The 21,936-nt window shown below is 41.9% G+C and carries 19 protein-coding genes and 1 tRNA gene; 10 read left to right on the top strand and 10 right to left on the bottom strand.

From position 1 onward, the window contains the following. The first annotated feature begins 286 nt into the window (after positions 1-286). Genes ACFOSV_RS12525 through ACFOSV_RS12515 form a run of 3 tightly spaced genes read left to right on the top strand, consistent with a single transcriptional unit; the run spans position 287 to position 3,100 of the window. A complete protein-coding gene (locus ACFOSV_RS12525) occupies positions 287-1,036 on the top strand; it encodes a bacteriorhodopsin (RefSeq protein WP_377906356.1) in 750 nt (249 codons plus the stop codon). A 47-nt stretch (positions 1,037-1,083) separates the two neighbouring features. Next, positions 1,084-2,226 (top strand): lycopene cyclase family protein, encoded by a 1,143-nt coding sequence (locus ACFOSV_RS12520; RefSeq protein WP_377906355.1) that lies wholly within the window; start codon positions 1,084-1,086, stop codon positions 2,224-2,226. After that, on the top strand, positions 2,213-3,100 hold the full coding sequence (locus tag ACFOSV_RS12515; protein WP_377906354.1) for a Brp/Blh family beta-carotene 15,15'-dioxygenase: 888 nt from the start codon (positions 2,213-2,215) through the stop codon (positions 3,098-3,100). The genes ACFOSV_RS12520 and ACFOSV_RS12515 overlap by 14 nt, the downstream gene beginning before the upstream one ends. On the opposite strand, the gene ACFOSV_RS12510 is transcribed toward ACFOSV_RS12515, so the two are convergent. From ACFOSV_RS12510 to ACFOSV_RS12500, 3 genes are read right to left on the bottom strand one after another with little or no spacing between them, the layout of a single operon-like run. Continuing rightward, on the bottom strand, positions 3,081-3,452 hold the full coding sequence (locus tag ACFOSV_RS12510) for a CoA-binding protein (RefSeq protein WP_377906353.1): 372 nt from the start codon (positions 3,450-3,452) through the stop codon (positions 3,081-3,083). The genes ACFOSV_RS12515 and ACFOSV_RS12510 overlap by 20 nt on opposite strands. After that, complete coding sequence (locus ACFOSV_RS12505) at positions 3,439-4,410, bottom strand: GNAT family N-acetyltransferase (protein ID WP_377906352.1); 972 nt, start codon at positions 4,408-4,410, stop codon at positions 3,439-3,441. The genes ACFOSV_RS12510 and ACFOSV_RS12505 overlap by 14 nt, the downstream gene beginning before the upstream one ends. After that, a complete protein-coding gene (locus tag ACFOSV_RS12500; protein ID WP_377906351.1) occupies positions 4,407-5,228 on the bottom strand; it encodes a 1-acyl-sn-glycerol-3-phosphate acyltransferase in 822 nt (273 codons plus the stop codon). The genes ACFOSV_RS12505 and ACFOSV_RS12500 overlap by 4 nt, the downstream gene beginning before the upstream one ends. 154 nt (positions 5,229-5,382) lie before the next feature. Between ACFOSV_RS12500 and ACFOSV_RS12495 the strand changes: the two genes are divergently transcribed. Genes ACFOSV_RS12495 through ACFOSV_RS12480 form a run of 4 tightly spaced genes read left to right on the top strand, consistent with a single transcriptional unit; the run spans position 5,383 to position 10,768 of the window. Then, positions 5,383-6,207: an SDR family NAD(P)-dependent oxidoreductase gene (locus ACFOSV_RS12495; protein WP_377906350.1), complete on the top strand. Its 825-nt coding sequence runs from the start codon at positions 5,383-5,385 to the stop codon at positions 6,205-6,207. 35 nt (positions 6,208-6,242) lie between these two features. Continuing rightward, the gene (locus ACFOSV_RS12490) at positions 6,243-7,139 is read left to right on the top strand and encodes a class I SAM-dependent methyltransferase (RefSeq protein ID WP_377906349.1); all 897 of its coding nucleotides are present in this window, start codon (positions 6,243-6,245) and stop codon (positions 7,137-7,139) included. Positions 7,140-7,150: 11 nt separating this feature from the next. Continuing rightward, positions 7,151-8,341 carry an aspartate aminotransferase family protein gene (locus tag ACFOSV_RS12485; RefSeq protein WP_377906348.1) on the top strand — a complete coding sequence of 397 codons (1,191 nt, stop codon included), beginning with the start codon at positions 7,151-7,153 and terminating at the stop codon, positions 8,339-8,341. Positions 8,342-8,380: 39 nt separating this feature from the next. Further along, positions 8,381-10,768 carry a penicillin acylase family protein gene (locus tag ACFOSV_RS12480; protein ID WP_377906347.1) on the top strand — a complete coding sequence of 796 codons (2,388 nt, stop codon included), beginning with the start codon at positions 8,381-8,383 and terminating at the stop codon, positions 10,766-10,768. Between the two features lie 36 nt (positions 10,769-10,804). Here the strand turns inward: ACFOSV_RS12480 and ACFOSV_RS12475 are convergent, their stop codons facing one another. Genes ACFOSV_RS12475 through ACFOSV_RS12455 form a run of 5 tightly spaced genes read right to left on the bottom strand, consistent with a single transcriptional unit; the run spans position 10,805 to position 15,180 of the window. Then, the gene (locus ACFOSV_RS12475) at positions 10,805-11,989 is read right to left on the bottom strand and encodes a serine hydrolase domain-containing protein (RefSeq protein ID WP_377906346.1); all 1,185 of its coding nucleotides are present in this window, start codon (positions 11,987-11,989) and stop codon (positions 10,805-10,807) included. A 9-nt stretch (positions 11,990-11,998) separates the two neighbouring features. After that, positions 11,999-12,559, bottom strand: a complete 561-nt coding sequence (locus tag ACFOSV_RS12470) for a 1-acyl-sn-glycerol-3-phosphate acyltransferase (RefSeq protein WP_377906345.1) — start codon at positions 12,557-12,559, stop codon at positions 11,999-12,001. After that, positions 12,556-13,359 (bottom strand): patatin-like phospholipase family protein, encoded by an 804-nt coding sequence (locus tag ACFOSV_RS12465; protein WP_377906344.1) that lies wholly within the window; start codon positions 13,357-13,359, stop codon positions 12,556-12,558. The genes ACFOSV_RS12470 and ACFOSV_RS12465 overlap by 4 nt, the downstream gene beginning before the upstream one ends. Continuing rightward, positions 13,349-14,191 (bottom strand): MBL fold metallo-hydrolase, encoded by an 843-nt coding sequence (locus tag ACFOSV_RS12460; RefSeq protein WP_377906343.1) that lies wholly within the window; start codon positions 14,189-14,191, stop codon positions 13,349-13,351. Before ACFOSV_RS12460 ends, ACFOSV_RS12465 begins: the two co-directional genes overlap by 11 nt. Positions 14,192-14,232: 41 nt before the next feature. Continuing rightward, the gene (locus ACFOSV_RS12455) at positions 14,233-15,180 is read right to left on the bottom strand and encodes an acetyl-CoA carboxylase carboxyltransferase subunit alpha (RefSeq protein WP_377906342.1); all 948 of its coding nucleotides are present in this window, start codon (positions 15,178-15,180) and stop codon (positions 14,233-14,235) included. Between the two features lie 229 nt (positions 15,181-15,409). On the opposite strand from ACFOSV_RS12455, the gene ACFOSV_RS12450 reads away from it, so the two are divergent. The 3 genes from ACFOSV_RS12450 (at position 15,410) to ggt (ending at position 17,677) form a co-directional block, all read left to right on the top strand. Then, positions 15,410-15,483 (top strand) — tRNA-Asp (locus tag ACFOSV_RS12450). 53 nt (positions 15,484-15,536) lie between these two features. Then, positions 15,537-15,794 carry a GIY-YIG nuclease family protein gene (locus ACFOSV_RS12445; RefSeq protein WP_377906341.1) on the top strand — a complete coding sequence of 86 codons (258 nt, stop codon included), beginning with the start codon at positions 15,537-15,539 and terminating at the stop codon, positions 15,792-15,794. 188 nt (positions 15,795-15,982) lie between these two features. After that, a complete protein-coding gene (ggt, locus tag ACFOSV_RS12440) occupies positions 15,983-17,677 on the top strand; it encodes a gamma-glutamyltransferase (RefSeq protein ID WP_377906340.1) in 1,695 nt (564 codons plus the stop codon). 109 nt (positions 17,678-17,786) lie between these two features. Here ggt and galE read toward each other — a convergent pair whose 3' ends face one another. Both galE and ACFOSV_RS12430 read right to left on the bottom strand, forming a co-directional pair. Next, positions 17,787-18,803, bottom strand: coding sequence for a UDP-glucose 4-epimerase GalE (galE, locus tag ACFOSV_RS12435; RefSeq protein ID WP_377906339.1), 1,017 nt, complete (start codon positions 18,801-18,803; stop codon positions 17,787-17,789). Positions 18,804-18,863: 60 nt separating this feature from the next. Next, a complete protein-coding gene (locus tag ACFOSV_RS12430) occupies positions 18,864-21,932 on the bottom strand; it encodes a PKD domain-containing protein (protein WP_377906338.1) in 3,069 nt (1,022 codons plus the stop codon). Positions 21,933-21,936 lie beyond the last annotated feature (4 nt).

The following is a 21,936-nucleotide window of genomic DNA, read 5'->3' as shown; positions in this document are numbered from 1 at the left end:
GTTTTCTAATAGCTAGCAAGATAATAAAAAAAGCGGGTATTTAACCCCTTTATCTCGACTAATTCAACAACTGAATATCAAGGCCCCCTTCTCGATAATCCAAATAATATTTTACATCGAGCCTTTTTATCAGAATAATACCTATTTTTTCGTTTACTTTTAGTTACCGTATAAACCTGTATTTATGTCACTTATACCATTTGTTTAATTTTTCATCTTTTTCTATAAACAAATTATATTCGGTTTCATTTGTAATGGTAAAATCTTACACCAAAACAAATAAACCATGAAATTAACCCTTAGTGCAGATTTGGTCAATTTAGACCGAATTATCAATCTCGATCCCGTTGCCATCACCTTCTTTATTGGGTACATGGCAATGTTTGCTTCTGCCGTATTCTTCTTCGTAGAAAGAGGTTCGGTCGACGGAAAATGGAAGATGTCTTTACTCGTGTCAGGTCTGATTACAGGTATTGCTGCTGTCCATTATTATTACATGAGAGACTTCTATCTCATGACAGGCCAAAGCCCCACAGCATTCAGATATGTGGATTGGACTTTGACAGTGCCTTTGATGTGCGTGGAGTTCTATTTGCTGACCAAGCCGTTTGGTGCCAAAGGTTCTACTCTTACTAAGTTGATCATCGCATCGCTTGTAATGCTGGTGACAGGATATATCGGAGAGACTTCCGGTATTGACAACAACATCATGTGGGGAATTATTTCTACCCTAGGGTATCTGTACATTGTATATGAGGTGTTTGCAGGTGATGTAGCGAAGCTAGCCAAAGAATCAAACAGTGAGGCTCTAAGCAAAGCAATGTTCTTGTTGAAAATCTTCATTACTCTTGGTTGGTCTATCTACCCAATCGGATACATGGTATTGCCAGGAAACTTGCTATCAGGAGTATTTGAAGTAAGTTCTATTGACTTGTTCTACAACCTTGCAGATGCAATCAATAAGATTGGCTTCGGTTTGGTGATCTATTCTGTGGCAATCGCTGAGACTGCCAAGATGAGAAAAGCAACAGCCTAAATTAAATCAGTCGCTCTCCCTTGAGGAGGGCGACTTTTTTTACTAAAATGAAGGACTTCGACTATATTATTGCAGGTGCAGGATGCGCAGGAATGAGCTTGATGTTTCAATTCCTAAATAGCTCCTTGAAACACAAAAAGATCCTTTTAATCGATCCTACATTTTCAAATCCAAAGCCCAAAACCTGGTGTTATTGGAACACCCAACCCCTGAATATTCACCCACCGGGAGCAGAGAAATCCTGGTCAAAATTTACACTTCAAGGCAAAGATGAAAAACTCAATCTAGGCTTTGATGACTTAAGATACTATCACATCAATTCTTTTGATTTTTTTGATTGGATGGAGAAAACCATCTCCCTACACCCAAACGTAAGTAAGCTTGAAGACAATGTTGTTCAAATCTCTGAGTCTTGGAGTAATGCTAAAGTTACCACTGCTACAGGCCAAGTCTACACAGCTGATTGGGTTTTTGATTCTAGATTAAATTCTGACACTGATTTTGATCCCAATACATTAAAACAAATATTCAGTGGCTGGAGGGTTGAAATGGATAAACCTGTATTTGACTCCGAAGCCATGACTTTTATGGATTTTTCGGGTAGTAATTCAAATGCTTTCGAATTTATTTATGTCCTTCCTTTTTCTGAAAAGAGTGCACTTGTGGAGTTCACAACTTATACTAAGGGAGGAGTGTCACTTCAAACCTTAGATAAAGAACTTCAGAAATATTTAGCTAAGAAATTTCCAAATGTCGCATACCAAGTAAGCTACAGGGAGGATGGGGTGATACCCATGACTACTAAGCTTAAGAAAAGCTCGAGCAATGGACACATAATTCCCATTGGGACCAGAGCCGGTTGGACCAAAGCATCTACAGGTTATACTTTTCACACGATTCAAAAGCATTGTGAGCAAATAGTATCTGATATCGAGCAGGGCATCCATCCCCTTTCCAAGGTTAGAAAATCTACGAGATTTTCTTTCTATGACAATATCTTGCTCAATATCGCTTCAAAACAACCTGCAAGACTTCAGGAAGTATTCATGGATATGTTTCGTAGTGTCAAAGTCTCCAAAATCCTGAAGTTCCTGAGCGAAGAAACTGCATTTCAGGAAGAGGTTTCCTTACTCTCTAAATTGAAATTTGGGGTATTCATAGAAAGTCTCATGAGCTATGAAAAGCATTGAAAATCAGGTTAAAATCTTAGGTATAGCTCTACTCCTTCTTTCCATGGCGACTATGATGATGTGGCCAGATTTTCAATGGGTTGTTTTTATTTTGGTCATGTTGTTCGTCGGTATTCCGCATGGCGCGATTGACCACCTCACTTCCGATCCAGCAATTAATCCAAAATCCCTTTCAGTTTTTTTAGTCAAACACATTGCCTTGATTGGCTTGTACCTTCTGTTTTGGTGGATTTTTCCAATTTTCTCTTTGGCAGCCTTCATCCTAATGTCGGCCTTTCACTTTGGCCAGACTCATTTTATCCGTAGAGCCGATGGAAAATTAATTCACCAAATTCTCTTTGTTTCACGGGGGATGTTTTTCCTCTCAGTCATTCTTTTAGGGGATTTTGAATTTACCCAAGAAATCCTGGCGGCAGTCATTGATATTTTGTCACTCGCTACTATTCAACCATATTTGATTACTGGCTTCTTTGTAGTCACAATTCTAATGCAATATATCGCTAAGGTGAAGTTCAATAAGAATGATCTCATCGATCTTTTATTGCTTCCCATTGCACTCTATTTCAGCCCGCTAATGCTGAGTTTTGTGATTTATTTCGGGTTTTGGCATGCCTTCCCTAGCATGGTGGAGGAGTATAATTTTCTCAAAAAATATCCTCAATTCGCTAGCTTAAAAAAATTCGGAGTGCAGCTGATCCCTTTTACCCTTCTTAGTCTGATTGGAATTTCCTTGATCCTATTTTTTGCGCAAAGAAATTTGTCGCCAGAAGAAGTGATTTTGATGTTTTTCGTGCTGATTTCTGTGATTTCTTTCCCGCATATTTTATATATGGACCGATTTCTGAAAAGTCAGGCTAATACTGACCAGAATTGATCATTACCAGCGTACATGCATTTAAGGTTTCGATCCCTGCATTTTGCGCCTTTTGAGCTAGTCTGGGATTTTCGGCTCCAGGGTTAAAAATAATCCGCTTTGGTTCAAGGGAAAGCAAGTACTCCTCCCATTCTTTCTGATGACCGGCATTCAGATATAGTGTGATTGTATGAATATCCTCGAAATAAGGCTTTTGCCGTAAGTCTAAAATTTCCTCTCCTAAAACATGCCCCTTTTTGATAGACAGCGGAATAAAGGGCTTTCCCGCTCTTTGAAGAAAATCAGCTGCAGTAAAGGCGTATCGAGTAGGATTTGGAGTAGCCCCTACAATCAGTGTTTTATCCTTTGTCATCTCGGCTGCCGTAATGTCTGTCCCGATCAAATGTATCCATATGCCGATGTTTTTTACTCTCGTAAATATCATCCAGCCGGATCATAATCCCTGTTTCTTCCACTTCTCCAAATTCATCATTCATGGCCGTACCAAAGGTCATCATGCTTGGTGAGAGATTCATGTACGTATTGATCAAAGGAGGGATATTTTCTCCTAAAGCTCGAACTTGGGAATTCAAAAACTTATACCCCTCTTTATATTCCAGACCATCAAATGGGTTAGGCCGAGAAATAATATCCGTTTTATATCCCAAAAACAAATTAGGTTTAGGCCTTACTAGGTTTTCTGGATCAGGGAAATAATGGTTTAAAAAAACCAAAAGTAAATCTCGCGCATCTTCATTAAAATGAGGGTACATGGTGACTTTTCCAAAGAGAAATTTCACATCTGGATTCATCAGCACCACTGCACCCAAGCCATCCCAAAGATTATCCAAACTAAAAATCCCCTTCCTGTTGTCAATACTTGGCTGATACATGGGCTGCACAAAAGAGCGACCAAGCTCTATGGTTTTGGGCAGGTAATTTTTGATGAAGCTTTCAGAAAAATCAAAAAGATGAACCGTTGAAAGATTGATCTTACCATTCTCGTCAATGGAATTTTTGCAATGAATCAATCTGTATCCAGCGACGATTTCCTCGTCCTCCGGATTCCAGGTGAGCAGCTGATCATAGCAATTTTCACAAGTATCATTATCATCCAGATCCAAGGCTAAGCCTGTTCCACCGCCTGCATTTCTAAAAGTGAGTTCGCGGAGTCTTCCGATTTCTCTGACCACATTTGGCGCATTATGGTAATTGACCAGATAGACAAGATTGTCTCCATTATTGGTATAGCGCAAAAACCTTTCTTTCGTCAGCTCTGATTTGAGCAATTCCCGATCCACTGGAGCAATTATTTCCACTTCGTTTTTCATGCTTTTTCGCCTATTTCATAGACCTTGTCTTTCATATAGTCTGCCCACTGCCCTTCAGTCTTTGAGTCATCAAATACTGTATGCGATACAGGCTCACCAAGTGTAATGGTGATCTTCTTTCCCTGTTGCTGATACATTTCGTCTGCCAAGTAGAACATTTCAAGGTTTGCCTTCACTCCCAGCTTCTTCCTCCAATTAGCCAAATTATAAAAGAAAGGCGAATTATTTCCCGATGTGAAACAGGGAATAATACTTTTTTGATATTTCTTCGATTTGTTGATAAAGGTCTTTTTCCATTGTAAATCTCGGATCTTACCATCCGGAGATTTTCTTGACACCAGTCCTGCCGGAAATATCATGATCACAAAGTCCTCTGCAAACACCTCGTCGATATTCTGCATGGCTTCTGAGGAGTTCTTGCCAAACTTATTCACCGGTACAAAAAAGGGCTGGAAATTCTTGAATTGCATCAATACATCATTGACCAGAAACCTGATATCAGGACGAATCTTAGAAACCGCATAAATCAGTGCAACACCATCCAAAGCGCCCAAAGGATGATTAGATGCAATTATTACTCCTCCCTCTTTTGGGATATGTTCAGCACCCTTGAGCTCCACATCAATACGAAATTCCTCAATCACCGCATTCACAAAATCCTGCCCCTGATAGATATGGATCTTTTCCATAGTATCATTAAGCCACTTTTCGTGGGTGACACGCTTAATATAGGAAAGCACGAAGCTTGGCATCCATTTCAAAAGCTTTGGGTTTTTGGAATGGATAGCTTTCTCTACATCGATAAACTTTTCGGGCATTGGTGACTTATAATATGGGTAATAAACTACCTAATGGAGCCTAAAATAAATCTAAAAATAAGAATTCAATCGAACCTTTGTTAGCTGAAATTTACAGAATCCATTTAGAAGTTTGATTTCAAATGACTTACACCCCCATAAATAATTTTAACAAATGAATATTCTATTAACAGGAGCTACCTCAGGCATTGGCTGGGAAACTTTTAAGTCCCTTTGGAAAGATGGGCATCAGATGATCCTGCCGGTAAGAAACATGAAAAAGGCCATCGATTTATTGGAAGGGTTTGGCGCTAACGAACGTGTTTATTTAGTACAGATGGATCTTGCAGATTTGAAAAGCGTGAATGAAGCCACAAAAGATATTTCTTCCAAATATCAATCCATAGATATCATCATTAATAATGCGGGTGGGATGTTTCCTCCTAAAAAGAAAACAGTAGAAGGGCTGGACGAATCTTTTGTTGTGAATCATTTGGGGCACTTTTTGCTGACTAAGCACCTCATACATTTGCTTCCCAAAGATCTGGGGAAAGTCATCAGCGTCAGCTCCAAAGTACACCAAATCGGAAAAGCAAATCCAAGCGATCTAGGTTTAAATAAATCCACAAGCTCCTTCGCATCCTATGCTTCGGTAAAGTTGTACAATATTCTTTTCACCAAACTATTGAGGAAAAAGTATTCAGAACAAAACCTTCAAGCCTATGCGCTACATCCTGGTGCAGTGAATACTTCCTTTGGGAATAGCTCAGGGTCCATAGAAAAGGCGATTATTGGCTTTTCAAAGCTATTTTTCATCTCTCCCAAAAAAGGAGCAGAAACGACTTTATACCTAGCAAACACGCCATCATCCAAGTTGACCAATGGAGGATACTATCAGCGGAAGAAGTTCGCTTCAGTGAGTAGCAAGGCAAATGATCTTGAATTGGCAGAAAAACTCTGGCAATTCAGTGAGACAGAAGTGAAGCGAATCCTTGATTGATTTTTCCTACTTTTGTAGCCAAAGCACCCTAAAAAATGACGAATCCCATTCAATTACTAACCCCCGGACCTTGGCAAGATTATGAATTGATCGATACTGGAGGGTTTGAAAAATTGGAACGCTTTGGGAAGTTTGTCCTGCGAAGACCTGAGCCTCAGGCTATTTGGGATAAGAGTCTTTCTGAAGAGGAATGGAAAAGCCAAACAGACTCCTACTTTGCAAAGGATAAAAAGAATCCAGAAAAAGGTTTTTGGCAGAGCCCAAGCAATATGCCCCACAATTGGCAAATTGGCTATGAAAACTCTGCCGGGCTAAAAATGAGATTGAACCTCGCACAGACATCTTTCAAGCATATCGGTCTTTTTCCGGAGCAGGCGGTGAATTGGGATTACATCTATGAAAGAGTAAAAAGCTCAAAGATGAATAGTCCAAAAGTCCTCAATCTTTTTGCCTACACTGGAGCCTCCAGTTTGGCTGCAAAGGCTGCAGGTGCGGATGTGACCCACTTAGATTCTGTAAAGCAAGTGGTGACTTGGACCAAGCATAATATGGAAGATTCAGGCCTTGACGGGATTCGATGGATGATCGATGACGCAATGAAATTTATCAAGCGTGAAGCAAGAAGGGGCAACACCTACCAAGGAATCATTCTTGATCCTCCAGCTTATGGCAGAGGACCTGGAGGTGAAAAATGGGTCCTTGAGGAACAAATAAATGAAATGCTGAAAGTTTGCAGTGAGATATTGGATCCAAAGCAACACTTTTTGCTCCTAAATATGTACTCACTGAGCTTTTCCTCTCTGATTGCAGCCAATCTCATTCAAACAAATTTTAAAAGCGTCACCAACCCAGAACAAGGAGAGCTTTACTTAAATGACTCCCAAAATAAAAAGCTTCCACTTGGGATTTTCTATCGATTTTCGAATTATTGAACCTCAGTCAAATGAATCCTAGGCAGCTATTTTTGCAGCATCTAGCTCAAACAACAGACTTTCCCCTTCTCATAGAAATTGAAAAAGCTGAAGGTGTATATATGTATGGGCCTGAAGGGAAAAAATACCTGGATCTTATCGCTGGTATAGGAGTCAGCAATGTGGGCCATAGACATCCAAAGGTAGTGGAAGCCACGAAGGCACAACTTGACCAGTATATGCATCTCATGGTGTATGGAGAGTATGTTCAGACTCCACAATCTCAATTAGCAAAGGCCTTAGTGGATACTTTGCCGGAGGCTCTAGACAATGTCTATCTGGTCAATAGCGGCTCAGAAGCCATCGAAGGTGCGATAAAGCTAGCCAAAAGATATACTGGAAGGCCAAACATCATTTCCTGTGTCAATGCCTATCACGGGAGTAGCCATGGGGCCTTGAGCGTGGGAGGAAATGAGATTTTTAAGCGTGCATATCGTCCTTTGCTTCCTGGAATCGGGCATATAGTTTATGGAGGTTTTACCGACTTGGAAAAAATCAATGAAGATACTGCAGCTGTCATTATTGAAACTATACAGGGCGAAGCGGGCATTATGGTGGCTTGCTCTACCTATTTTCAAGCGCTAAGAAAAAGATGCGACGAGACAGGCACACTTTTGATCTGCGACGAAATCCAATGTGGATTTGGGCGTACAGGCAAATTTTGGGCATTTGAGCACTTTGGAATGGAACCTGATGTCGTATGCTGTGCCAAAGGAATGGGAGGCGGAATGCCGATAGGAGCATTTATCGCAAAAAAAGAAGTGATGAAATCTTTTGCAAATAACCCTTTGCTTGGACATATCACCACATTTGGAGGACATCCTGTAAGTTGCGCTGCATCATTAGCCACCATTCAGATTCTTCAGGAAGAAAATCTTATAGATCAGGTTGAATCCAAGGCCAATTTGTTTAAGAAGCTTTTGGTCCATCCGAAAATCAAATCCATCCGAAACAAAGGACTGATGATGGCAGTGGAATTTGAGTCTTTTGAAGTGCTCAAGCCGATTATTGATCGTGCGATTGAGCTGGGAGTCATTACCGATTGGTTTTTATTCTGTGATGATTCTATGCGGATTGCGCCTCCGTTGATCATCACTGAAGAGCAGATTCAGGATGCGTGCAAGATTATTTTAGAAGCAATTAACGATCCTTTATCTAATTGATTTATATTTAATTAGTCAATTTCAACAAGAAGTTACTTTATGAAAAATGTAGTCCTCATCTTGGGATCCCTCGCCCTGATAGCCGTTGTCGGTATGCTTATTTTTATCTCTGCCCACAGCCCTCAATATAAGGGAGACATCTCTCTCCAAGGACTTGACGAGGAAGTTGAGGTACTTTTTGACGAATATGGAGTTCCACACATCTACGCCTCTAATGAAACAGATGCCTATAAAACTCTGGGCTATGTCCATGCTCAAGATCGCTTATTTCAGCTGGAGATGATGCGAAGAGTGGGAACAGGAACACTTGCAGAGTTTCTTGGCGCGGACTTACTTGAAATTGATCAGTTTTTTAGAACTCTTGGCATCCCAAAGCATGCGCTTGAAAGTACCGAGTATTGGCAAAACCAGCCACAATCACCATGGAAATTAGCTGCTGAAGCCTACATAGCGGGAGTAAACCAATTTATTCAGGAAGGAAACCTTCCTATGGAGTACAGCTTGCTTGGAGAAACCCCTCGAGAGTTTACCATTAATGATGTACATGCCATCACAGGCTACATGGCCTTTACTTTTGCCATGGCCGTGAAAACTGACCCTATGCTCACCAAAATTTCTAAAGAACTTGGCCCTGATTATTTGAAAAGCATATCGGTAAATACCCTTCCAGAGCATGTATTTATTCCCAATTTCTATCCTGAGAAAACGGATTTGGATAGCACACAAAGCAAATCAATTATCGCCATGCTCGACAAGCTACCCGTCCCACTTTTGGAAGGTTCAAACTCTTGGGTCATAGCAGGATCCAAATCAGCGAGTGGAAAGGTACTTTTTGCAAATGATACCCACATTGGCTTCTCCTCTCCTTCGGTTTGGTATGAGGCCCATATTGAGTATCCAGGATTCCGTTTTTATGGGAATCATTTGGCAGGTTTGCCTTTTGGTTTAGTCGGCCATACCGAATTTCACAGCATTGGGTTAACCATGTTTGAGAATGATGACCAAGACTTTTTCCTGGAAAAACTCAACCCTTCCAATTCGAATGAAATAATGATTGGAAACCAAGGCAGCCCCATAAGTTCAAGAATTGAGACCATCCAAGTCAAAGAAGCAGATGCACAAGAATTTGAAATCAAAGAGACAATTCATGGTCCGATTTTAAATCCAGTGGTACCGGAAATTGCTGCAAGCACCGAAAATCCAGTTTCCTCCTGGTGGGTTTATACTCAGGAACCAACCCGTGCACTAGAAGCAACCTACAAGATGGCACATGCCAAATCCATAGATGACGTGGCCCAAGCTGCGGCGCTAATCCATGCGCCAGGACTGAATATAATGTATGGGGATGCTGAAGGAAATATTGCTTGGTGGGCTGCAGCAAGGCTTCCAGAGCGTAATCCTGCATCCAACAGTAAGATTTTCAGAAATGGAAGCGATCCAGATGATCAACCTGCCGGCTGGCTTCCCTTTACAGAAAACCCACAAAGTATCAATCCACCTTGGGGATATGTGGTCTCTGCCAACAATCAGACAGACACACTTTCCAATGGAACCTTGGTCCCTGGTTACTATTATCCTGGAGATCGTTATCAAAGAATAGCTGAGACCATCGCCTCAAGAAATGACTGGACGGTAGAGGATCTAAAAACACTCCAGTTAGAGACAATAAACACTACCCACCCAAAAAATGTACAAGTCCTATTGAAGGCAGTATCTAGCGATAATTTCAGTGAGTTTGAAGGACTTTCTGAAGAAATATCAAACTGGCAAGGCACTCATAATTTGCAAGATATGGCTCCAACTGTCTATTACAAGTGGCTCTATCATACCCTTCGCCTTTCGATGTCTGATGAGTTGGGAATGGAAGCTTTTGAAACTTACTTGGAGACCTTTACCATGATCAGAAGTACTCCGCTTTTCTTAAATGATCCAGCAAATCTATGGTGGGACGATAGAAATACGGAAGCCATAGAAAGCAAAGACGAAATTATTCAAGCTGCCTTGAATCAGACTCTTGCCGAATTGGAAACACAATTTGGAGAGAACTGGAAAAAATGGGAATGGCAAAAAGCGATCATTTCTGTTCACCCACATCCGCTCGGAGCTCAGAAGCCTTTGGATAAACTTTTCAATGTGGAAACCTACCCGCTCGAGGCCAATGCCGAAGCTGTGAATAAATTAGCCTTCCGTCTCAATGGAGAAGGAGTTTATACCGTCACCTCAGGTCCTGCAATGCGGATTTTATTAGATTTTGAAAATGTGGAATCTTCTCTGTCAGTTTTACCTACGGGTCAATCAGGGAATCGATTCAGCCCATTCTATAAGGATCAAGCGAATTTATTCGCTAAAGGAAAGTACAGATCACAACTTATGAATCGGTCTGACATAGAAAAATCTTCAGAGAATAGGCTTGTACTCAAGCCATAGTAAATTAATTACACGAGCCTTTTGCTTTGCGAAAGCTCAGGTTAAGACAAATTTGATCAATCGATAGATCCCATAAAAAATACCAATAGTCATTCCCAAAAGTAAAATCCCAGCTAAGGCAAATAACACTTTGATCTTGGGGCCTGTGACCAATTGGAGAAGCAACAATAAGCCAAGTTCTTCTCCATACTCTGAATTGGTGAACAAGACATATCCCCATTTTTTGGTAGTATCCATCAAAAAATAACTGGTAAAGCCCTCATTGTTACCGGTATGCATGATGATATCAAAGCCTGGAACCTCAAGATTAACAAAACCCAAAGTGTAGGCTGATTTAAACGGTGCATCCGGAATGTCAACTTGTCGAGTCAACATACTTTCAAATGCTTCCTCGGAGAGACCTTCCTTGTTCATAATGGCAGTCATCCACTTTCCGAAGTCCCCAGGCTCTGAATGAACCGAAGCAGGCGCGACAAAAACACTATCGTTCTTTTGGAACCAGTAATCGTTTTCCCAATCAATCAAATTCCCTTCTAAATCATAAGGCTGAGCCTTGTTGATTCGTGTATACTCATTTTGAATAAAAACAGTATGCTCCATACCCAATGGCTGCGCTACTTTCGCTTGAAAAGCAGCCTCCAATCCATCCCAATCTGTATTTTCTATTTCACGTAGCACTTCTGCCAGATATTGATAAGCCTCTCCAGAATATCCATATGCAGTACCCGGCTCAAATTCAAAACGCAAAATCTGATCAGGGTCATCCTCTCTCCAATTGGGTAAACCAGACTGATGACTGAGAATTAATCGAGCGGTGAGCAGTTTGCTCCAAGGCTCATTTTCTAAATCGGGATGAGGATAATACTGATAAAGAGGTCTATCTAAATCCAGTTTTCCTTCATCCACAAACTTCATCACGAGGTATGCAAATACAGGTTTAGAAATAGACGCTGCCTCAAAAATGGTTTGATCCGAAACTGGAACTTGATGGGCTACATCTGCAAAACCATAATTAACCCGATGGACTTGAACCCCATCATTGATCACTACAAGGGATAAACCAGGAATGTCTAGCTCTTTGGCCTGTTCTTCGACAGAGGCATCAAATGATTCTTTTTCGATATCCCAACCAGTCAAACTATCAAAGCTACCTTCATCCGCACCTGTGCATGAAAACAATGCACTTAAGATAAAAATGAAGTAGGACTGCAGCTTTTTCATTTCTAGAGATTACAAAATTCCTTTTTCGGGATGCCTTGGCGTTACCGAACGTCCAAAAGCTTTCATTTCCTCGACTTGAGCATCCAAATCTCCTGTCAATTTAAATAATGGCCCAAGACCGGCTTCCTTTTTCTCATAATCCAAATACCCAATCACTACCGGTACATTAGCTCCTAATGCAATGTGATAGAATCCCGTTTTCCATTTTTTCACTTGGCTGCGAGTACCTTCAGGAGTCACCATGATCACCAGATCATCAGCCTCATCCAGCATATTAATCATCGCCTGAGTATAAGTTTGGCGCTTTCCTCCAGGAATTCGCTTTCGATCAATTCCGATTCCCCCTAATTGCTTGAGAAACCAACCCAAAGGACCCACCATCATTTCCTGTTTGATAGTATATTTTACTGGTACTTCCATTAGGTAAAAGCCTGCCAAAGCATAGACCAAATCCCAATTAGAAGTATGAGGAATAGCTATTAAAACCGCTTTCCTCAGATCTTTTGGCCATGTGCCATTGAATGACCAACCTGAGATCCAAAACACAAATTTCGCTAGTAGTTTTTTCATAGAACTTCTGATTTGGATTCCGCAACTAGTAATTCCTGCATTTTTGGATTTTCCTCCATATACTGAATCATACGGTCGTATCCAGCCTTGAATAATTGAGGTGCCTTACGAATGTCTAGCACACCGTATTTTCCTAAACCATGAGCCTCAACGAAAAAATCACATTTAGATTCACGCGAGTAAACATTATAATTCATACTCATGATCACTGTTCGCTCGATGAGATTCTTCATGTTTGTAATGTTGGTCTCCTCTGGCAAATGATTGCAATTCACACCAATGATGTAATCGCACACCCCATCCAGCGGCTCAACCGGAAGATTATTGAGTACTCCTCCATCTACCAAATATTTTTCATCGTGAAAAATAGGCTCAAACATCCCAGGAATACAGGATGATGCCATCACGGCTTTGATGATTTCACCTTCAGAAAAATAAACTGGTTTGCCTTTTTGAATATCTGTAGCGGCTACCGTGAGCGGAATTTTCAGCTTCGCAAAATCATTTTCTTTGAGATAAAGCCCAAAAAGCTTTTCCATTTGATCCATTTTGAGAAGCCCCTTCCAAGAAATCGCTGGACGCAAAAACTTGAAATAATTAGTATCTACTATGATCCGAAGGATTTCTTCAGGCTTATACCCTGCGCAGTACATCGCTCCTGCTATGGCTCCTGCAGAACTTCCACTTACTCGATTTGGAAAAATTCCGGCCTCATTCAAAGCTTTTAAGACACCCAAATGAGAGATACCACGGACACCACCGCCCGAGAGTGCAATGCCTATTTTTAGATTAGATTTCATTCAGTTTGAAGGTTTGATCCAATCGCACGCCTTTTTCTGTCATTTTCACTGTGCAGCATTCATTGACTGCATCATGCTCAAGAAATAAAATATATTTTTTCCTCGCAGCTTCTTCCAAAAAATCCGCTTTCTCTTTCAAAGTCAGCAAGGGTCTAGTATCGTAACCCATCACATAAGGCAAGGGAATATGACCTACGGAAGGAAGCAAATCCGCCATAAATACCACCGTATGACCCTTATATTGAATTTTGGGCAACATTTGCTTGTCGGTATGACCATCAGCTGTGATTACCTGAAAGCCTAATCTCTCTGAATTTGAATCCAAGTCAATCATTTTGAGTTGACAACTATCCTGCATTGGAAGAATATTCTCCTTCAGAAAGCTGGCCTTCTCCCGGGGATTGGGCTCAGTCGCCCATTTCCAATGATCAGCATTTGACCAGTAAGTAGCATTCAGGAAAGTCATCTCAAAGGACTGACTATCCTTGCCATATCGCACACCGCCTCCACAATGATCAAAATGAAGATGTGTCAGAAAATTGTCTGTTATATCGCCAAAATCAATCCCGAGTCGGTGAAGATTTTTCTTCAAGGAATCATCTCCATGCAAATAATAATGAGAAAAGAATTTTGCGTCTTGCTTGTCTCCTATTCCATTATCAATCAATGTGATTCTATCCCCATCGACCAAAAGCAAGGAACGCATAGCCCAAGTACAGAGATTATTGTCATCAGCAGGATTCGTTCTAGTCCAGAGAGATTTGGGTACCACTCCAAACATTGCGCCACCGTCCAGTTTGAAAAAACCGGTATTTACTACGTGTAATTCCATATAAAATAAAAAAGCCCGAATGAGAACATCCGGGCAGTAGTTTATTCAACAACCACTCCCATGGAGCAGAATTTATCTATTCGTTTGTCGATTCGCTTCTCAGGCTTCAGCTTATCTAATTCCTTCAAGGAAGCATTGATAAATTCCTTCAAAGTAGCAGACATTTGCTTGAGATCTTTATGCGCTCCGCCTAGTGGCTCTGGGATTATTCCATCGATCAAGCCATTTTTTTCCATATCCATGGCGGTCAATTTCAGTGCCTCGGCAGCTTGCTCTTTGTAATCCCACGATCTCCATAGAATTGACGAACAAGATTCAGGTGAAATCACTGAATACCAAGTATTTTCAAGCATAAAAACTTTATCACCAATAGCTATACCCAAGGCTCCCCCGGATGCTCCTTCACCTATAATGATGCAAATCACTGGGACCTTCAACATGAACATCTCTTTCAGATTTCTTGCGATAGCTTCACCTTGACCACGCTCTTCAGCCTCTAATCCAGGAAAAGCTCCTGGAGTATCAATCAAGGTAACGATAGGCTTACCGAATTTTTCGGCCATTTTCATCAATCGAAGTGCCTTTCTATAACCTTCAGGATTGGCCATCCCAAAGTTTCGGTCTTGTCTTTGTTTTGTATTTCTACCCTTTTGCTGACCGATAAACATGACAGTTCGGCCATCGATATCTCCTAACCCCCCGATCATTGCACGATCATCTTTCACGGTACGGTCTCCATGAAGTTCTATAAAATCATTGGTGATTTCATAGATATAATCCAGAGCATAAGGTCGATCCGCGTGCCTAGACAATTGAACTCTCTGCCAACGGGTCAAGTTTTTAAACGTATCTTTTTTCAAGGATAGAATTTTCTCTTCTAATGAATCAATATCGGAAGATAAATCGACATTTCTTCCTTTAGCTAATTCCTTCATCTCTTTGAGCTTTTGCTCTAAATCAATAATGGGCTGTTCGAATTCTAATACCATTTCTATCAATTTTGGAAGGAACAAAGATAAGCAATATCTAGGCAAGAAAAACTTTCCAAAAGAAAGCTTCATAATGAATAAAAAAAGAAAATTATCTATCTGAGAGAGAATCAGATAGGCATAGAGTGAAAAAAATTTTAGATCAACCTATTGCACAAAAAGCGCAAATACCTACCTTTGCATCACTTCAAACGAGAAGGAAAAAGATCTGCAACGATCAAAAGACATTGGAGTGGTAGTTCAGCTGGTTAGAATGCCTGCCTGTCACGCAGGAGGTCGCGGGTTCGAGTCCCGTCCATTCCGCTTAAAGTCCCGAAGAGATTCGGGACTTTTTTGTTTTAAATATTTTTTAAACCATGGAATATTTCGTCTATTTTATCGAGTCCAAGAAAGATGGCACATTTTACTTCGGCAGTTCCACCGACCCTAAAATCCGACTTGCCAAGCATAATAAGCCTCATAAGGGTTACACGGCAATGAAGCAACCTTGGAAATTGAAGTATACACAAAGGTTTGACTCTATAAAAGAGGCGATCGTACGAGAGCGATTCCTTAAAGCGCAGAAAAGCAGGGTATTTCTATCCGAACACATTATAAACCAATCCAAAGATTAGAATGCCTGTCCCGATTCTCGGGAAGGTCGCGGGTTTCCCGATACCTCGGGATCCATGGCGCTTAAAGTCCCGAAGATATTCGGGACTTTTCTGTTTTAGGTTCAATATTTTTTTGATCCACACATCAAGTATCAATTGCATCAAAGATTTCAATTCACTAGACTCGAAGCTAGATTCAAAAACTTCTTATGAAAAGGACTCTACTTATTAGCATACTCGCAATTTTGAGCATTCACACCTTTGCTCAGGATCGCGTAACAGGTAAAAATTTCGCTACACGCTCAGAAGTACTAGGTCAAAACGGTATGGCAGCTACTTCCCAGCCTCTTGCAACACAAGCTGCTCTAGATATTCTGAAAAAGGGAGGCAGTGCAATGGATGCTGCTATTGCGGCTAACGCAATGCTTGGCCTAGTTGAGCCGCATGCCTGTGGTATCGGAGGAGATGTGTTTGCCATTGTTTGGGATGCCAAAAGCAAGAAACTTTATGGCTTCAATGGCAGTGGTCGAGCGCCAGAGAGTCTGACCATGGAAGTCTACAAGGAAAAAGGCTTAAAATACGCTCCTTTCTTAGGCCCACTTCCAATCACCGTACCGGGTACAGTGGATGGTTGGTTTGCAATGCACGAGAAATTCGGAAAACTATCCATGCAGGAAATCTTGCAACCAGCGATTGATTATGGAAACAATGGCTTCCCAGTTTCAGAAGTGATTGCCTGGCAAATGAATGACGACTGGCCTAGAATGCAGGATATTCCTGGCTTCCGTCAAACCTATATGCCCAACGGGAAAAGCACCCCGCAAAAGGGTGAGGTATTCAAAAACCCTGACCTCGCGAGAACTTATGATATGATTGCAAAGCAAGGCAGAGATGTCTTTTATAAAGGTGAAATCGCCCAAACCATGGATGCCTTTATGAAAAAACATGAAGGATATCTGAGCTATGAAGACTTAGCAAAACATGAGGGAGAGTGGGTAGAGCCTGTAAGTACCAATTATCGTGGCTATGATGTTTGGGAATTGCCCCCAAATGGACAAGGAATAGCAGCCTTACAAATGCTAAACATCCTAGAAGGTTATGACTTAGCTGCAATGGGTTTTGGAAGTGCGGAATACCTGCATGTGCTTACTGAAGCCAAAAAACTAGCCTATGAAGATCGGGCAAAGTTCTATGCCGATCCCGCTTTCAATGAGATTCCAGTGGATTATTTGATCTCAAAAGAATATGCTGCAGAGCGCAGAAAATTAATCGACATGAATCAGGCTGCAGATGAATACCCTGCAGGAGACATAGAAAAAGGAAACACCACTTACCTTACTGTGGCTGATAAGGATGGAAATATGGTTTCCTTTATCCAAAGCATCTATGATGAATTCGGTTCAGGAATGGTACCAGACGGACTAGGATTTGTGATGCAAAACCGAGGTCAAATGTTCAATGTCCAAGACCCAGATCATTTTAATTCACTCGCCAAAGGCAAAAGACCTTTTCATACCATTATTCCAGCTTTCGTGACCAAAGATGGCGAACCATTTATGAGCTTTGGTTTGATGGGTGGTGCAGTACAACCACAAGGACATACGCAAATACTGGTGAATGTCATAGACTTCGGAATGAACTTGCAAGAGGCAGGAGATGCTCCTCGTATGAGACATACAGGATCTTCTCAACCCACTGGATCTATGATGACAAATGGAGGTGCCTTAAATCTGGAAAGCGGATTTAGCTATGAAGTCATTCGGGCTTTGGAAATGAAGGGACACAGAGTTCAATTTAGTGTTGGCGCCTATGGTGGATACCAAGCCATTGGATTTGATCCTATCAATAAGGTCTACTATGGAGCCACAGAGTCTCGAAAGGACGGACAGGCGGCAGGGTATTGAATTGTGAAGTTTAAAGTTTAAGGTGCCTCCCCTAGGAACCTTGGTATAGCCCTTAAAAAAGTAGGAACCTGTGGTTATTACTTCCGACTTCTGCTACTGCGCCTGCCTACTATTTATCCCCTATCGCCAGTTGCCAATTCCAGCTGTCGCGCATGGATTCGTCCAAGCTTAACTTCGGATACCAGCCTAGGACCTTGTTGATCTTCTGAGTATCTGCCCATACCTGAATTACGTCTCCGGGTCTCCTTGGGCCTATTTCGTAATTTAGTTTTTGTCCTGAAACCTTTTCGAAACTTTGAATCACTTCAAGGACCGAATTTCCAGTTCCAGTTCCCACGTTGAAAACATCATAAAAATTCATTTCCTGCTCACCCAAATATTCAATCGCCCTCAAATGTGCATCAGCCAAATCCACGACATGAATATAATCTCTAATGCAAGTGCCATCAGGAGTATCGTAATCTCCACCGAAAACTGTTAATTTTTCACGAATTCCAGCTGCAGTTTGTGTGACGAAGGGTACTAGATTATTTGGAGTACCAAGAGGCAGCTCCCCTATTTTTGCCGAGGAATGTGCCCCAACAGGATTGAAGTAACGCAAAGAAATCACTCGAAGTCCAGCCTCGCTTTTGACCATGTCCACCAAGATGTCTTCACAAATTTTCTTGGTATTTCCATAGGGACTTTCAGCATCTTTTCTGGGAGTGCTTTCAGTTACGGGCAATACATCTGGCTGGCCATACACCGTACAAGAGGAAGAAAAAACCAAATCCTTGATGCCCTTTTCTTTCATAAAAGAGAGAATCGTCATCAAGCTCCCCACATTGTTTTGGTAGTATTTCAGAGGATTTTCAGTGCTTTCTCCCACTGCTTTATAAGCTGCGAAATGAATAATCCCTGATATCCTGTGAAGCCCAAAAATTTGATTTAATAGCGCTTGATCACCACAGTCTCCCTCAAAAAATGGGATATCCTGCCCTGTGAGCTCTTTGAGTCGCTCAAGGACTTGACGATTGGAATTAGAAAGGTCATCGATAATGACAGGTTGAAGCCCTGCTTTAACTAGCTCCACAGCTGTATGTGATCCTATATATCCGGCTCCTCCGGTAATGAGTATTTTCTTCATGAAAAAAGTGTTTGCACAAAACTATCTAAACTATGGATATGGCAAATGAATAATTTGAATTTATCGTACCAAAGTAAATGTTCCTCTCTTGGTTTCATTGAATATTTCCCCTGAGGTCTGGTAGGTGTAATCTAAAGTGTAGCTATAGACCCCAATTCCTGCTTCATTTCCTTCAAAAAGTCCATCCCATCCCTCCGAACCTGAATACATCAGCTGCCCCCAACGATTCCAAATCATCAATTGATAAGCTACGCCGCAAGTCACTATGGGACCATATGGGCCATCACTAGGAATAAACCCAGTAGGAAGTCTTACCTGAGGGGTACCAAGAGGCACTTCACCTGTGCCAGTAACTTCACACCCATTCGAATCAATTACTGTGACTTGAACTGGGCCAGAACTTAAGCCACTAGCCAAGGCTTCCTGAGATCCATTTTCCCATAAATAGGTGTAAGGAGCTGTTCCTCCCTCTACAAGGACAGTTAGCTCACCATCCACCGCCTCAGGACAGCTTGGACTGCCAACTTCAAAAGACAAAGACATGGGTTCGGGAGCTGTCATCGTTCCAGCTAGCGGTACTCCACAGCCGGATTCATCCTGAATAAAAAGAGAAAAGTCACCAACCGGAATCCCACTAATAGTGAGGAATCTTCCATCCCAATCAGAAGGAAAGTCAAAAACCTGGAGCTGACCTGTACCACCAGACATTTCCACAACCACTTGCCCATCTGATAAGGTATTACAAGTCGCAGGTATGATCTCCGGAGTTCTTAAAATTTCGATCGGAGCCGGATCCTGAAGCTCGAAAGTCAAAACCTCCACAGCACAGCCAGACGCATCACTCACGATCACTTCGTAAACCCCAGCATCCAAACCCTGAGCAAGATTGGTCTCCAATCCAGCATCGTGTGACCATGTGAAATCATATTCCTCAGATCCACCAGTTACCAAAATCTCTATAAACCCATTTCGATCTTCGGGACAGGAGGCATTATCAAATGAAGAGCTGATAGAAAGCGGAGGCAAAACCTCAAATGAAACGGATTCTGAAACTCCCAGGCAGGAAGCATTGGTAAGACCTGATTCGTTGTAAAACAGTTGCCGAATAGGGCTTGAGAGATCCCAATCTACTGTGATGGATTCGGTATCCTGACCAGAAACAATCGTTCCCCCAACAATTTCCCAAGAGTATGCTCTATCCGCGCTAGGGAAAGGAACGGAATAAACCAAACCGATAGATTCTCCACCACAAACAGCTGTTGGACCAAGTGGAGCATCTGGATCCAACGTGTCTGCTATCACCACATCTAGTCTAAGTCCCTCACCGTAACAACCCGCTTCTGTCAAAGGTATTGCCGAAACAAAGGCAGTGGTTGATGCCTCGCCCCAGCGTACGGTAAGCGTGGAGTCTGTTTCTGAAAGGATTTCACCACCTTCAATTTCCCAAATCGCGCTTGCAAAATTAGATCGATCCACCAATTCATAGGTAAACTCATCTATCTGCGGACAAACCGATGTTGGCCCACTAAGCTCAGCCAAAACCTCAAGCACTTCAACTTCAAAAGTAAACTCTTCTTCACGATCGCAGCGATCTTCACCTGTAGATGCAAATACTTTTACCTGAAAAACTCCAGATTCCTCAAATGTATGAGACAATTCCTGCCCATTCTCCAATGCAGAGCCATCTCCAAAATCCCAGGTGAAAATCGCATAATCTGGATTTTCAGGCGTGATTCTCCATATTCCTTCTTGATTGTAGCAGGCGATCTTATCCCCTTCTACTTCAAACTCATAATTCGTTTCCGTTTCGTATTGGATTCGTTCTAGCGCTGTTCCCACGGAATAGGCATAAGATTCTATAAAACCTGAACCATAGGCATATCCAATCAGGCCCTCTGGGTTGCTCAGTCGATTAGCTCCCTCCCTGACCACGAGACGAGCATATTCAAAATCGGAATTTCCCGGGACTGGCTGGAACTGGTCTCCAACTGGCAGACCGTTTAGTAAGGTTTGATTTGCTGAGCCGGCCGGCACCAATACGTTAGCATAGTGAATCACAATCCCAACTACCCGAACTGATGAAAAAAGTATATCTGTAATTCTCTGATTATTTGGGCTGTAGACAGTAAGTGAGGGATCTCCAAAACTCGCTAAAGTCCCAGATTGTACATTGCAGCCTTGGCTTTTTGCGATAAAAGCAACTGAAGAAGGTTTTGAAGTTTCAATAACTGCTACCTCATCACGAGCGAATTCGGTTTTGATAAACTCCCCCTCATCCAAATTGCCAATTACCTGTCCATTCACACTGACTTGGGTATTATCAGTTGAAGCTAAGATTTTAACGATTTCTCCTGAGGTTCTTCCTGCCATCGGGATGTGGACAAATTCTTTGCCCCAGGCAAAAGTTGGATAAGCCTGCTGAAACATATGATCGCCAGTGGTACCGCAATCTCCTGCGCTAGTCATCTTATTTCCTCCAAAAACAGCCACATTCTTACAATCCCCATCTGCTCCATTTAAAACTCTGACTCGAGTGCCCGTTAGATCTCCTAGCGCCTTGATCTGATAGGTTTCCCCAGCATCCAAAGTGATATTAATGGGAGCACCGGCCGGAATGGTATTGACTGTGCGAAAGCTCGTGACAATCTCGAGGTCGGTATCATCTTCCGTGGCCACCACCAGTAAGGTGCTTTCGTAATTTGTATTCGATCCGGGCTCCTGATCTGGGCCAAAAACATCATAGTGGGCCATTGCATAATATTCCTTTCCCAATGCGGTCACTGGTAACACCACCGTCCCATCTGCACTTCGCTGTCGTTCATTAAAGGCATGAACAGTGACATTTCCCGTGGTATTGATGTAGAGTGATTTGAATTCAATTTCACCGGACGTTCTGTGGATGATGTCTTCGCTATCGCTGGAAAACTCCTGAACAAATTGCTCGCCTTGGGCTATTTCGAAATTGATAGTGCGTGTAGGAGTCTTAATAAAACCTGTAACATCTTCGCTGGCGGTGATAATCACTTTTGCCACGTCGACACGGTTGGCTGTACGGTTATTTTCCATAAAACCGACATAAAATTCTTTACCAATCGTAGTGAGTTGGGCAAATAGCTTTTGTTGACCCAAAAAA

Source organism: Algoriphagus namhaensis, from assembly GCF_042649705.1.
Lineage (GTDB): Bacteria > Bacteroidota > Bacteroidia > Cytophagales > Cyclobacteriaceae > Algoriphagus > Algoriphagus namhaensis.
Note: the sequence above shows the minus strand (reverse complement) of the source record. Positions and strands in the feature narration are given on the sequence as shown.